15 protein-coding genes are annotated in these 12,729 nt (G+C 70.7%); 8 read left to right on the top strand and 7 right to left on the bottom strand.

The features are described 5' to 3' along the window. Positions 1 to 198 precede the first annotated feature (198 nt). Positions 199 to 684: an SsgA family sporulation/cell division regulator gene (locus ACFYO9_RS37130; protein WP_355816896.1), complete on the top strand. Its 486-nt coding sequence runs from the start codon at positions 199 to 201 to the stop codon at positions 682 to 684. 100 nt (positions 685 to 784) lie between these two features. On the opposite strand, the gene ACFYO9_RS37125 is transcribed toward ACFYO9_RS37130, so the two are convergent. Further along, positions 785 to 2,155, bottom strand: a complete 1,371-nt coding sequence (locus tag ACFYO9_RS37125; protein WP_358778663.1) for an FAD-linked oxidase C-terminal domain-containing protein — start codon at positions 2,153 to 2,155, stop codon at positions 785 to 787. Between the two features lie 97 nt (positions 2,156 to 2,252). Between ACFYO9_RS37125 and ACFYO9_RS37120 the strand changes: the two genes are divergently transcribed. Beyond that, the gene (locus ACFYO9_RS37120; RefSeq protein WP_358778664.1) at positions 2,253 to 3,866 is read left to right on the top strand and encodes a tetratricopeptide repeat protein; all 1,614 of its coding nucleotides are present in this window, start codon (positions 2,253 to 2,255) and stop codon (positions 3,864 to 3,866) included. Between the two features lies 1 nt (position 3,867). On the opposite strand, the gene ACFYO9_RS37115 is transcribed toward ACFYO9_RS37120, so the two are convergent. Further along, positions 3,868 to 4,329 carry a MarR family winged helix-turn-helix transcriptional regulator gene (locus ACFYO9_RS37115; RefSeq protein WP_355816888.1) on the bottom strand — a complete coding sequence of 154 codons (462 nt, stop codon included), beginning with the start codon at positions 4,327 to 4,329 and terminating at the stop codon, positions 3,868 to 3,870. Between the two features lie 91 nt (positions 4,330 to 4,420). Here ACFYO9_RS37115 and ACFYO9_RS37110 point away from each other — a divergent pair, with 91 nt between their 5' ends. Beyond that, positions 4,421 to 4,984, top strand: a complete 564-nt coding sequence (locus ACFYO9_RS37110) for a quercetin 2,3-dioxygenase (protein ID WP_358778665.1) — start codon at positions 4,421 to 4,423, stop codon at positions 4,982 to 4,984. On the opposite strand, the gene nthA is transcribed toward ACFYO9_RS37110, so the two are convergent. The 4 genes from nthA to hppD form a co-directional block, all read right to left on the bottom strand. Next, positions 4,981 to 5,568 (bottom strand): nitrile hydratase subunit alpha, encoded by a 588-nt coding sequence (gene nthA, locus ACFYO9_RS37105; protein ID WP_358705612.1) that lies wholly within the window; start codon positions 5,566 to 5,568, stop codon positions 4,981 to 4,983. The two genes, ACFYO9_RS37110 and nthA, sit on opposite strands and share 4 nt — an antisense overlap. After that, positions 5,565 to 5,819: an SH3-like domain-containing protein gene (locus ACFYO9_RS37100; RefSeq protein ID WP_358778666.1), complete on the bottom strand. Its 255-nt coding sequence runs from the start codon at positions 5,817 to 5,819 to the stop codon at positions 5,565 to 5,567. Before ACFYO9_RS37100 ends, nthA begins: the two co-directional genes overlap by 4 nt. A gap of 22 nt (positions 5,820 to 5,841) precedes the next feature. Next, positions 5,842 to 6,123 carry a hypothetical protein gene (locus ACFYO9_RS37095; RefSeq protein WP_358778667.1) on the bottom strand — a complete coding sequence of 94 codons (282 nt, stop codon included), beginning with the start codon at positions 6,121 to 6,123 and terminating at the stop codon, positions 5,842 to 5,844. Positions 6,124 to 6,269: 146 nt separating this feature from the next. Further along, a complete protein-coding gene (gene hppD / locus ACFYO9_RS37090) occupies positions 6,270 to 7,418 on the bottom strand; it encodes a 4-hydroxyphenylpyruvate dioxygenase (protein WP_358778668.1) in 1,149 nt (382 codons plus the stop codon). Positions 7,419 to 7,539: 121 nt separating this feature from the next. Between hppD and ACFYO9_RS37085 the strand changes: the two genes are divergently transcribed. From ACFYO9_RS37085 to ACFYO9_RS37065, 5 genes are all read left to right on the top strand, one after another. Further along, on the top strand, positions 7,540 to 8,010 hold the full coding sequence (locus tag ACFYO9_RS37085; RefSeq protein ID WP_355816871.1) for an Lrp/AsnC family transcriptional regulator: 471 nt from the start codon (positions 7,540 to 7,542) through the stop codon (positions 8,008 to 8,010). 71 nt (positions 8,011 to 8,081) lie between these two features. Next, positions 8,082 to 8,729, top strand: coding sequence for an ABC transporter permease (locus tag ACFYO9_RS37080; RefSeq protein ID WP_355816990.1), 648 nt, complete (start codon positions 8,082 to 8,084; stop codon positions 8,727 to 8,729). 76 nt (positions 8,730 to 8,805) lie between these two features. Next, the gene (locus ACFYO9_RS37075; RefSeq protein WP_355816987.1) at positions 8,806 to 10,014 is read left to right on the top strand and encodes a betaine/proline/choline family ABC transporter ATP-binding protein; all 1,209 of its coding nucleotides are present in this window, start codon (positions 8,806 to 8,808) and stop codon (positions 10,012 to 10,014) included. 26 nt (positions 10,015 to 10,040) lie between these two features. After that, the gene (locus tag ACFYO9_RS37070) at positions 10,041 to 10,913 is read left to right on the top strand and encodes an ABC transporter permease (RefSeq protein ID WP_355816985.1); all 873 of its coding nucleotides are present in this window, start codon (positions 10,041 to 10,043) and stop codon (positions 10,911 to 10,913) included. Further along, complete coding sequence (locus ACFYO9_RS37065) at positions 10,910 to 11,878, top strand: glycine betaine ABC transporter substrate-binding protein (protein WP_355816868.1); 969 nt, start codon at positions 10,910 to 10,912, stop codon at positions 11,876 to 11,878. Before ACFYO9_RS37070 ends, ACFYO9_RS37065 begins: the two co-directional genes overlap by 4 nt. A 36-nt stretch (positions 11,879 to 11,914) precedes the next feature. Here the strand turns inward: ACFYO9_RS37065 and ACFYO9_RS37060 are convergent, their stop codons facing one another. Beyond that, positions 11,915 to 12,715 carry a S16 family serine protease gene (locus ACFYO9_RS37060; RefSeq protein ID WP_355816865.1) on the bottom strand — a complete coding sequence of 267 codons (801 nt, stop codon included), beginning with the start codon at positions 12,713 to 12,715 and terminating at the stop codon, positions 11,915 to 11,917. Between the last annotated feature and the right edge of the window lie 14 nt (positions 12,716 to 12,729).

Raw genomic sequence — 12,729 nt, 5'->3', positions numbered from 1 at the left:
CGGGCGTCTCCCGCCCTACGGACCACTTTCCGGGCACGCTCCCCACACATCCCCCGCCCCTCCCCCGCCCTTGGCGGCGACCGCGGCGACGGCGTCCGGAGAAATTCTCCCGAACCCGCGTAATGGCCGGGGGATCTCGCGCTCTCCACTCGTACGGGTCCGCTCCCAGGGCCCCTACAGGCAAGGAAGGGCATCGACATGCACTCCGTGGTGGAACGCGAACTGGAGCTCAAGCTGGTCCTCTCGCCGGAGCGGGTCATCCCCGTACCGGCCCGCCTCACCTACCGCACCGACGACCCGTACGCCGTCCACATCGCCTTCCACATCGGCTCCGAGCACCCGGTGAACTGGACGTTCGCCCGGGAGCTCCTGGTGGAGGGGGTGTTCAGGCCGTGCGGCCACGGCGACGTGCGGGTGTGGCCGACGAAGGTGGACGGCCGCAGCGTCGTCCTGATGGCGCTGAGTTCGCCGGACGGCGACGCGCTCCTGGAGGCGCCCGCCACCGCCGTGTCCGCCTGGCTGGAGCGGACGTTGCGGGTGGTGCCGCCGGGCTCCGAGGCCGAGCAGCTCGGCATCGACGACGGCCTCGCCGAGTTGCTCGCGCCCGCGTCGGGCCGCACCCGCGCGGACGAGTTGTGGCTGCGCGACCCGTGGCCGTCCGACGAGTCCAAGGACGGTGAGTGAGCACCGCCGCCACGGGGGCGAGAGCGGAGCGGGAAGAGTCCGGGACCGGGACCGGGTCCGGGTCCAGGTCCAGGTCCGGTCGGAAGGGCTTGCCCGGGTTTCAGAAGAGCTTGCCCGGGTTGAGGAGTGAGTGCGGGTCGAAGGCGGCCTTGATGGCCTGCTGCATCTCCACTCCCACCGGGCCGAGTTCGCGCGCCAGCCACTCCTTCTTCAGGATGCCGACGCCGTGCTCGCCGGTGATGGTGCCGCCGAGTTCCAGGCCGAGGGCCATGATCTCGTCGAAGGACTCGCGGGCCCGCCGGCTCTCGTCGGGGTCCGCCGCGTCGAAGCAGACGGTGGGGTGGGTGTTGCCGTCGCCCGCGTGCGCGCAGACCCCGATGGTCAGGCCGTACTTCTCGCCGATGCGCTCGACGCCGTCGAGCATGTCCGCGAGCCTGGAGCGCGGCACGCACACGTCGTCGATCATCGTGGTGCCCTTCACCGCCTCCAGCGCGTTGAGCGACAACCTCCGCGCCTGGAGCAGGAGTTCGGACTCCGCCGCGTCCTCGGCCGGGACGACCTGGGTGGCGCCCGCGGCCTCGCAGAGCGCGCCGACCGCGGCGAGGTCCGCCGAGGGGTCCGCGGTGTCGAAGGCGGCGAGCAGCAGCGCCTCGGTGGTCTCGGGCAGCCCCATCTGGGCCATGGCGTTGACGGCCTTCACCGTCGTACGGTCCATCAGTTCGAGGAGGGACGGGACGTGGCCGCCCTCCATGATCCGGCAGACGGCGTCGCACGCGGCCTGCGCCGAGCCGAACTCGGCGGCCAGGACGAGCTGTTGGGGCGGCTCGGGCTTGAGCGCGAGGACAGCGCGGACGACGATGCCGAGGCTGCCCTCGGAGCCGACGAAGAGCCGCGTCAGGTCGTAGCCGGCGACACCCTTGGCGGTGCGGCGCCCGGTGCTCATGAGCCGCCCGTCGGCGAGGACGACGTCGAGGCCGAGGACGTACTCCGCGGTGACGCCGTACTTCACACAGCACAGGCCGCCGGACGCGGTGCCGATGTTCCCGCCGATGGTGCAGGTCTCCCAGCTGGAGGGGTCCGGCGGGTAGTACAGGCCGTGCTCGCCGACCGCGCGGGACAGTGCGGCGTTGACGACGCCCGGTTCGACGACCGCGACGCGGTCGACGGGGCTGATCTCCAGGATGCGGTCCATCTTGACCAGGGACAGGACGATGCAACCGTCGCTGGCGTTGGCGGCGCCGGACAGGCCGGTGCGGGCGCCCTGCGGGACGACGGGGACGCGCAGCTCGGTGGCGGTGCGCATGACGTGCTGGACCTGCTCGACGGTGCGCGGAAGCACGACGACGGCCGGTGCGCCCGCGGCGCAGAAGCTCGCCATGTCGTGCGCGTACGAGGAGGTGACGTCGGGGTCGGTGAGGACCGCCTCGGCCGGGAGGCCCTCCTGGAGGAGTTCGATCAGCGTGCGGCTCATGATCACAGCCTTGCACCCGGGGCCATCGGTGTGAACCCGTGTACGACAACGTTCCGCCGCCCGGATGTGCTCTTCCTATTGACGCACAGTGAACGGCATGAACCCTTGGGTGAAGCGTGTCCTGGTCGCCTCCGTCGCGGGGAGCGTGGTGCTCGGCGGCGCGTACGTACTGCTGCCGCCGTCCGGGGACAAGGCGGCGCCACCCGCGCTGGGACCCGCCGGGCGGGCGATGGCGGCGGTCGGGACGGGGGTGCCCGCCGCGCTGCCGGACCTCGCGGCGCTCATCGGCGAGCAGGAGGCGTTCGTGCGGACGAACCCGCGCGACGACCACTCCTGGGCGGTGCTCGGCTCGGCGTACGTGGCGCGCGGCGTGCGCAGCTCCATGGTCGCCGACTTCCCGAAGGCGGAGACCGCGCTGAACACCTCGCTCCGGGTACGACCCCAGGGGAACCCGGAGGCCCTGACGGGGCTCGCCGCCCTCGCCGACGCCCGGCACGACTACCGCGCCGCCAAGAAGTGGGGCGAGCTCGCGGTGAAGGAGGCGCCGAAGCGGTGGGCGGCCCACGCCGCGCTGATCGACGCGTACTCGGGTCTCGGCGACGCCAAGGGGGTCGGCCGGGAGCTGGAGTCGCTACAGAAGCTGGGCTCGGGGTCGGGCTCAGGCTCGGGGTCGGGGTCGGGCTCGGGGTCGGGCTCGGGGTCGGGTTCGGCCACGACCGTCCGGACGCTCGCCGGGCAGGTCTACCGCGACCGCGGCTGGCGCGAGAACGCGAACGCGGAGCTCGTCGACGCGGCGGCCCTGGCCCGCTCCCCCGCCGAGAAGGCGGCGTGCCTGCACCACGTCGCGGAGCTCGCGTGGGAGCGGGGCGAGCCGACGGAATCGCTGCGCTACGACGACGCCGCGCTCGCCGCGGACTCCGACCACCACCCGGCGATGGCGGGCCGGGGCCGGGCCCTTGCCGCGCTCGGCCGCCCCTCGGAGGCGCTGCAGGCCTACCGCGCGGCGATCCTCCGCCACCCGCTGCCCGAATACGACCTGGAACTGGGCGAGTTGTACGAGTCGCTGAAGCTGAGGCCGGCGGCGCGGGCGCAGTACGACGCGCTGCGGGCGCGCGTGAAGCAGGAGGCCGCGGGCGGCGTCAACAACGAACGGATCCTCGGCCTGTTCGAGGCGGACCACGGTGACGCCGACGCGGCGGTGAAGCGGCTCACCGCGGAGTACAAGCGGCACGGCAGCCCGCAGACGGCGGACGCGCTGGGCTGGGCGCTGCACAGGGCCGGCAACGACAAGGCGGCCCTGAAACTGGCGACGAAGGCGATGGAAAAGGGGCCGCGCAGCGCCCTGATCGCCTATCACCGGGGCGAGATCGAACGGGAGTTGGAGCGTTACGGGGCGGCGCGGCGCCACATCGGTGAGGCGATGCGCGTCAATCCGTTCTTCTCGCCGCTGGCCGTGCCCGCGGCGAAGCGGGCCCTTGAGGCGCTGGGCGAGCCGCCGGAGGGCGGCCCGGAGGAGATGTACGCGTCGGGTCCCGCGGCGGAGATCACCGAGGTGAAGCCGCGGCGCACGCCGCGACGAGGGCAGCCGCAGCGGCGTACGACCCAGCGCCAGTCCGCGCGGGGGCGGGGGCAAACGCCTCGGCCCCGCTCGTCCGGTTCCTCCGGCTCATCCGGTTCCTCCAGCTCATCCGGTTCCTCCGGGAGCAACTGACTCAGCGGTCCGCGCCGGGCGGCTCCGGTTCCGCCGGCGGGCCCCACGGCGCCTCCAGGGCCGCGCGCAGGGCGTCGGCCGCCGCAGGGCCGATGCGCTCGGCGAGCCGCTCCTCCATCCGTACGAGGACCGCCTCGGCCGCCCGGTGCGCCCGCTCACCCTCCGCCGTACGCCGGATCAGCCGCTGCCGCGCGGAGGCGGGGTCCGGCACCTGGGCGAGCAGCCCGGCGCCGACCAGGCCGTGTACCGCCTGGTGGGCGGTCTGCCGGGTGACGCCCATGCGGCGGGCGAGCTCGGAGACGGTGGTGCCGTCGTCGTCGAGGACGGCGAAGAGCTGGACCTGGGTGGGCGAGACGGGGGTGGCCCCGGCCGCCGCCATGGCGGCGAGGAGCCCCTCCTCGAACCAGCGGCGGGCTTCGCCGAGGAGCTGGGGGAGGTTGCGTCGGGCGGGCTTCTGCGTCATTAATGTCAGGGTACCTGACACGGATGTCCGACAGAGCACCGCCACGACAGATCACCGATACGACAGATCACCGCCACGAAGGAGCACGCCCATGACCATCGAGTACGCCACCCGCCACCGCCGGGCCTCCCGCATCCCCCCGGAGCCGGGCAAGCCGTACTTCATCGAGAAGGGCGAGGGCGACCGCGCGCACCTCTTCGGGGACCTCATCACCGTGTACGCGGGCGGCGAGCAGACCGAGAACACCTTCAACTTCTTCACCGTCGAGGGGCCCAAGGGCGACCTCATACCGGCCCACGTGCACGCCGACACCCACGAGGTCTTCTACGTCACCCAGGGCGCGGTCCGCCTCTTCGTCGAGGACACCGAGGGCGTGCAGCAGGAGAAGCTGCTCACCCCCGGCGACTTCGGCTTCGTGCCCAAGAACTGCCGGCACGCCTACCGCATGGAGCGCCACCACAGCCAGGTCGTCGGGGTCGCCGCGGGGCCTGGCGGCACCTTCGAGCGCTTCTTCGAGAACCTCGGCGCCCCGACGGAGCAACACGGGCTCCCGCACCGGCCGTTGACCCCCGAACGCCGCTCGTTCGAGACCGTTCCCGAGCACTACGACGTGACGTTCCTGCCCGGCCACGAGTGGCGCACGCGGGATCTCTAGAGCGCGGCCGTGCCGATCAGACCGTTGCGGGTCACCCGCGCCGCCAGCTCGTCCTCGGTCAGCCCCGCCGTGTCCGCGGGGCGGCGCGGCAGGACCAGGTAGCGGGTCTCCGCGCTGGAGTCCCACACGGTGACATCCGTGGCCTCCGGCAGCCGGAGGCCGAACTCGGCGAGCACGGCGCGGGGTTCGCGCACCACCCGCGAGCGGTAGGCCTCGCTCTTGTACCAGCTGGGCGAGGGGCCGAGCAGCCGGACCGGGTAGCAGGAGCAGAGCGTGCAGACGACGACGTTGTGCGCGTCCTCGGTGTTCTCGACGACGCGCAGCCGCTGCGGCTGGACTCCCCCTGCGGAGTAGCCGAGTTCGGTGACGGCGGCGGTGCCGTCGGCGAGCAGCCGCTCCTTGTACGCCGGGTCGGTCCAGGCCCGCGCGACGACCCGGGCCCCGTTCACGGGGCTCGCCCCGGCGAGGAAGGCGTCCAGCATCTCGTCGAGCGCGGCGCCGACGACGATGCCGCGCTCCTCCAACAGGGTCTCCAGGCGCCGGACCTGGCGGGAGATCGTGGCGTCGGTGTGCGTACCGCTCATGGGGTGTCGTCCTCCGGCTGAAGATAGCTTTCCCACAGGTCGAGGACGACGTGGTGGTCGCCCTCGCCCCACAGCTCGCGGGCGTCGAAGCGCACGGCGTAGACCTGCTCGACGGGGGCGTCACCGCGCCCCTGGGAGCGGACGTCGGCCAGCGGGTGGGAGCCCTCCGGCTCGACGACCACGCCGCGTTTGCCGCGGGCGTAGCGCGGCAGGCGGGTGTGGTGGGGCGGGTCGTGGGCCACGGTGCGCACGCGGGCTCCGGGCCCGAACCGGTCACTCATCGAGCGCGCCGGGTTCGATCACGCCCTTGCGTTCCAGGAGCGTACGGATGGCGTGGAACCAGCGCTCGTAGTACGAGGCGGCGAGGTAGTCGGCGGGCGACATCGTCTCGATCGCGTCGCGGAACTCGTCGAGGTTGTAGACGCCTTCGCGCACCAGCGCGCTGTTGAGGGCGAAGACGCGGGCTTCCCAGTCGGCGTGGAAGGGCTCGGTGTCGTCGGAGGTGTCGAGCACCCCGAACCCCTGCATCCCGCCGACGTCATTGATCCTGGCCATGCCCGCACACTAGCCGTCCCGCGACGCGAAATCGCCGGACAGACAGAGCCTGTCCGGCGATTGAGGACGAGCAGGGCGCAGCCCGCGAAGACGAAGCCCGTCCGGCGATTGAGGACGAGCTGGGCGCAGCCCGCGATCAACCCCGCTTAAAGATTGCCCCGCTTCTCCTGCTCCCGCTCGATCGCCTCGAAGAGCGCCTTGAAGTTGCCCTTGCCGAAGCCCATCGACCCGTGCCGCTCGATCATCTCGAAGAAGACCGTCGGACGGTCCTGCACCGGCTTGGTGAAGATCTGCAGCAGGTAGCCGTCCTCGTCGCGGTCGACGAGGATCTTCAGCTCGCGCAGGATCTCGACGGGCACGCGGGTCTCACCGGCCCACTCGCCGAGCGTGTCGTAGTACGAGTCGGGGGTGTCGAGGAACTGCACGCCCGCCGCGCGCATCGTGCGCACCGACTCCACGATGTCGTTCGTGGCGAGCGCGATGTGCTGGACGCCGGCGCCGCCGTAGAACTCCAGGTACTCGTCGATCTGCGACTTCTTCTTGGCGATGGCGGGCTCGTTGATGGGGAACTTCACCTTGAGGGTGCCGTCCGCGACCACCTTCGACATCAGCGCGCTGTACTCGGTCGCGATGTCGTCGCCCACGAACTCCTTCATGTTCGTGAAGCCCATGACCTTGTTGTAGAACCCGACCCACTCGTTCATCTTGCCGAGCTCGACGTTGCCCACGCAGTGGTCGATGGCCTGGAAGGTGCGCTTGGCCGGCGGCTCGACGATCGGGTTGGCGGCCACGAAACCGGGCAGGTACGGGCCGTCGTAACCGCCGCGCTCGACCAGGGTGTGGCGGGTCTTGCCGTACGTGGCGATGGCGGCGAGCACGACCGTGCCGTTCTCGTCCTTGACCTCGTACGGCTCGGTGATGCCGCGCGCGCCGTTCTCGACGGCGTAGGCGTACGCGGCGCGCGCGTCCGGGACCTCGATGGCGAGGTCGACGACGCCGTCGCCGTGCTCGGCCACATGGGAGGTGAGGAAGTGTCCCCAGTCCGTGGAGGGCTTGATGACGGAGGTCAGGACGAAGCGCGCGCCACCGTTGGTGAGCACGTAACTCGCGGTCTCGCGGCTGCCGTTCTCCGGTCCGGAGTAGGCGACCAGCTTCATGCCGAACGCCGTGGAGTAGTAGTGCGCGGCCTGCTTGGCGTTGCCCACGGCGAAGACGACCGCGTCCATTCCCTTGACCGGGAAGGGGTCGGCCTCGCGCGCGGTGTCCGGGGTGGTGTGGGTGGTGGTCTCAGTCATGGCCCGAGGTTCCCGCCGAACAGCAAGGTGCGCAATAGTTCGCGTTTTCAGTGGTCAAACTGCACAGTCGGTGGCCAGGATGGGCGGGCTATCTGTACATCATGACCATCTGGGAGGCGTCATGGCGATCGATCATCTGGACGGGCGGCTCATCGTGCTCCTCGCCCGGGAGCCCCGCATCGGGGTCCTGGAGGCCTCCCGCAGGCTCGGCGTGGCGCGGGGCACGGTGCAGGCGCGGATGGACCGGCTTCAGTCCAATGGAGTCATCCGCGGCTTCGGCCCGGAGGTCGATCCCGCGGCCCTCGGCTACCCCGTCACCGCCTTCGCCACCCTGGAGATCAAACAGGGCCAGGGCGCGGACGTACGGGCCCATCTGGCGGGCGTCGCCGAGGTGCTCGAACTGCACACCATCACCGGTCACGGCGATATGCTCTGCCGCCTCGTGGCCCGGTCGAACGCGGATCTCCAACGTGTGATCGATCGGGTCGTGGGCTTTGATGGCATCGTTCGGGCCTCCACGGCCATCGTCATGGAGAACCCCGTTCCGCTGCGGATCATCCCGCTGGTGGAGCAGGCGTCCGAAGACCCCTGAGTCTCCGATCGCGGGTCCCCGGGCCCGACGATCGCCGAGTACCTCCGACCAGATGCGAGGTGAGCACTTCAGTGAACTTCTGGGACTACCTCGGCAACCGCCACCAGCAACTCCTGACGGACGCGTACCAGCACGCGAGCGCCGTCTTCCAGTGCATGGTCGTCGCCACCGTCATCGGTGTGGTGATCGGCGTCGCCACGTACCGCAGCGAGTGGGCGGGCAACCTCGCCACGACCACCACCTCCACCATCCTCACCGTGCCGTCGCTCGCCATGATCGGCCTGCTCATCCCGGTCGTGGGGCTCGGCGTGGCGCCGACCGTCATCGCGCTGACCCTGTACGGGCTGCTCCCCATCGTGCGCAACGCCATCGTCGGCCTGCGCGGCGTGGACCCGTCCCTGGTGGACGCCGCGAAGGGCATCGGGATGTCCCGGCTCGCCCGGCTCTTCCGGGTGGAGCTGCCGATCGCCTGGCCGCCGATCCTGACCGGCATCCGGGTCTCCACGCAGATGCTGATGGGCATCGCGGCCATCGCCGCGTACGCGTCGGGCCCCGGGCTCGGCAACGAGATCTTCCGCGGCATCGGCTCGCTCGGCAGCAAGAACGCGCTCAACCAGGTGCTCGCGGGCACGCTGGGGATCATCGTCCTGGCCCTGCTCTTCGACGCCGCGTACGTCCTGATCGGCCGGCTGACCATCTCAAGGGGGATCCGTGTCTGAGGCGACCGAGACCGGCGGGGGTGCCACCACCTCCGGGGCCACCACCACGTCCGGGGCCACCACCTCCGGGGCGACCATCGAGCTGGAGAACCTCACCAAGCGCTATCCGGGCAGCGCCGACCCCGCCGTGGACAGCGTCAACATGGAGATCAAGGCGGGCGAGATCGTCATCTTCGTGGGGCCCTCCGGCTGCGGGAAGTCGACCACCCTGAAGATGATCAACCGGCTGATCGAGCCGACCAGCGGCCGCATCCGCATCGACGGCGAGGACGTCACCGACATCGACCCGGTGAAGCTGCGCCGCAAGGTCGGCTACGCCATCCAGTCCTCCGGCCTCTTCCCGCACATGACCGTCGCCCAGAACATCGCCCTCGTGCCGAAGATGGTCGGCTGGGGCAAGACGAGGATCAAGTCCCGGGTCGAGGAGATGCTGGACCTGGTGGGGCTCGACCCGGCCGAGTTCCACGGCCGCTACCCGCGCCAGCTCTCCGGCGGACAGCAGCAACGCGTGGGCGTGGCACGGGCGTTGGCGGCCGACCCGCCCGTACTCCTGATGGACGAGCCGTTCGGCGCGGTCGACCCGATCACCCGCGACCACCTCCAGGACGAGCTGATCCGGCTCCAGCACGAGCTGCACAAGACCATCGTCTTCGTCACCCACGACTTCGACGAGGCGATCAAGCTCGGCGACCGGATCGCGGTGCTGCGCGAGCGCTCGCACATCGCGCAGTTCGACACCCCCGAGGCCATCCTCACCAACCCCGCCGACGACTTCGTCTCCGGTTTCGTCGGCGCGGGCGCGGCGCTCAAGCGGCTGAACCTGACGCGCGTACGGGACGTGGAGATCGCCGACATCCCGACGGTGACCGTCGACGACCCGCTGCAGGACATCTTCGACAAGCTGCGCGGCAGCGGCACCAACGAACTGCTCCTGCTCGACAAGCGCCGCCGCCCCTACAAGTGGCTGCGCCGCGGCGACCTGATGCGCGCCAAGGGTTCGCTGGCCCGCGCGGGCACCCTCGTCCACGACACGGTGACCCGCGACGCCACCCTGCGCGACGCGCTCGAAGCGGTGCTCACCGACAACGCGGGCCGGGTCGCGGTGACCGGGCGGCGCGGCGAGTACACGGGCGTCGTCGACATGGAGACGCTGATGAACTCCGTCCACGAGATGCTGGAGGCCGACCGCCTCGAAGCCGTCGAGCACCAGCACCAACTGGAGGAGCAGCGCACCCACATGACGCACTTCGAGCAGGAGGGCACCGGCGGGGAGGCGAAGGCGTGAGCGGCACGGCCGGGGGCGAGCCCCGGATCCCGGACCGCAAGCCGTCGCCGAGGGAGCCGGCCCGCCCCGAGGGCGAGCACGAGGTAAAGGGGCTCGCCTTCCGCGACGAGGGAGAGGCCGAACAGGAGGCCCCGCCGACGCTCCTCCCGCAGAAACAGCCGCCCAAGGTCACCTGGCAGAAGCTCACCTTCCTGCCCGTCGTCCTCGCGGTGATCCTGCTGGCGACCTGGTGGTGGTTCCAGCAGGCCGAGCTGGACTCGATCTCGAAGAACGCCCTGGCGGACGGCAACGTGTGGCTCAGGGTGCGCCAGCACATCCAGCTCACGGCGATCTCGACGTTCTTCGTCCTCATCATCGCCATCCCGCTGGGCATCCTGCTGACCCGCAAGAAGCTCCGCAAGGGCGCCCCGGTGGCGATGGCCCTGGCCAACATCGGCCAGGCCACCCCCGCGATCGGGCTGCTCGCGCTCCTGGTGATCTGGATCGGCATCGGCGAGAAGGCCGCCCTCATCGGCATCATCATCTACGCCGTGCTGCCGGTCCTCTCCAACACCATCGCGGGCCTGAAGGCGAACGACCCGACGCTCCTGGAGGCGGCGCGCGGCATCGGCATGTCGCCGCTCGGCGTCCTCGGCAGGGTCGAACTCCCGCTGGCCGTACCGCTGATCCTCGCGGGCGTGCGCACCGCGCTGGTGCTCAACGTGGGCACGGCGACGCTCGCCACGTTCGGCGGGGGCGGCGGCCTCGGCGACCTGATCACCACGGGCATGACCAACCAGCGGATGCCGGTCCTCATGCTGGGCTCGATCCTGACGATCGCGCTGGCGCTCCTCGTCGACTGGCTGGCCTCGCTGGCCGAACTGCTCCTGCGTCCGCGCGGGTTGGAGGTGAGCTCATGAGGACGGCACGCAAGGCCCTCGCCCTCGCCCTGGGCGGTGCGCTGCTCGCGGCGTGCGGGCTCACCAGCGGCAGCCCGATGGTGGACGACGTCAAGCCCGGTTCCATCGGCAAGGGACAGCCCCTGAAGGGCGTCGATCTCACCGTCACCTCCAAGGAGTTCACCGAGCAGCTGATCCTCGGCGCGATCATGGGCATCGCCTTCGAGGCGGCCGGCGCGGACGTGCTCGACCGCACCGGCATCCAGGGCTCGATCGGCGCGCGCGAGGCGGTCAAGAGCGGTGACGCGGACGCCATGTACGAGTACACGGGCACCGCCTGGATCACCTACCAGGGCAACACGAAACCGATCACCGACCCGCAGAAGCAGTGGCAGGCGGTGCGCGACGCGGACCTGAAGAACGGGGTCACCTGGCTGGCGCCCGCCGAGCTCAACAACACGTACGCGCTGGCGATGAACGAGAAGAACGCCGCCAAGTACAAGGCGAAGACGCTCTCGGATGTGGCCGCCCTGTCCAAGTCCGACCCGAAGGCCGTGTCGCTGTGCGTGGAGAGCGAGTTCGCGTCCCGGGAGGACGGGCTTCCGGGCATGCAGAAGGCGTACGGCATGAAGATCCCGGCCGCCGGCATCACCAAGATGGACACCGGCATCATCTACACGCAGGTGTCCAAGGGCTCGTGCACCTTCGGTGAGGTCTTCACGACCGACGGCCGCATCAAGGCGATGAAGCTGACGACGACCGAGGACGACAAGCACTTCTTCCCCAACTACAACGCCGCACCGGAGATCAACAGCGATTCCCTGAAGAAGCACCCGGCGATGGCGGAGGTCCTGGAGCCCATCACGAAGAAGCTGAACAACACGGTGGCCCGGGAGCTCAACTCCAAGGTGGACGTGGAGGGGCAGGACCCGCACGAGGTGGCGCTGGAGTGGCTGGTACAGGAGGGGTTCGTGAAGGAGGGGTAGCGGGGCGGGGTCGGCCTTCGAGCGCGGACCGCGGCGTCAGCAGCTCGGGAGCTTCGCGCCCTTCTCCAGGGCCCGGAGGGAGGCGACCGTGCCCTTCAGCGTCGTGACCGGCACGAGTCGCAGCCCCTTCGGCAGCTCCGCCTCGGCGTCCGAGCACTCGTCCTTCGGGACCAGGAAGACGCTCGCGCCGTCGCGCCGCGCGGCCTGCGTCTTCAGGGCCACGCCGCCGACGGGGCCGACCGTGCCGTCCGCGTCGATCGTGCCGGTGCCCGCGATCTTCCGGCCGCCGGTGAGGTCGCCGCCGCTGCCGTCGCCGTCCAGCTTGTCGATGATGCCGAGCGAGAGGAAGAGTCCGGCGCTCGGTCCGCCGATCTTGCCGAGGTCGGCCTTGACCTTCACCTTGCCGGTGTCGTCGACGCCGTTCGCCTTCAGATACGACAGGGCCGCCTTCGTGGCGTCGTCCTGCGACTTCTTCATGTCGCCGAGGTTGTGCTTCTCGACTTCCTTGACGTTGTCGCCGACCGGGTAGACGGAGTCCTTGGGCATCACGGCGCGGTCGGTACGGAACCAGCCGTCGACGACGTCGCCCAGGTGGATGTCCATCTGCGGCCCCGTCGCGACGATCGTCGTCATGCGGAGCTCGCCCTTCGTCTCCCGCGTGGGCACGCCGGAGACGGTGAGGACCGGCTTGCCCTCGTGCTCCCCGAGCACGTTCGCCGTGCCGCCGGGCTGGGCCACCGCGAACGGCAGCGGCGCGAGCCCCGCGACGGCGAGCAGGGCCGCGACGGGGAGGGCGCAGAGGGCGAGGGCCTGGGGGCGCGTGAGACGAGAGAACACGCGATCAATCTAAC

This window comes from Streptomyces sp. NPDC005863 (genome assembly GCF_042871345.1).
Taxonomy (GTDB): domain Bacteria; phylum Actinomycetota; class Actinomycetes; order Streptomycetales; family Streptomycetaceae; genus Streptomyces.
This window is presented reverse-complemented; position numbering and strand designations above follow the sequence as displayed.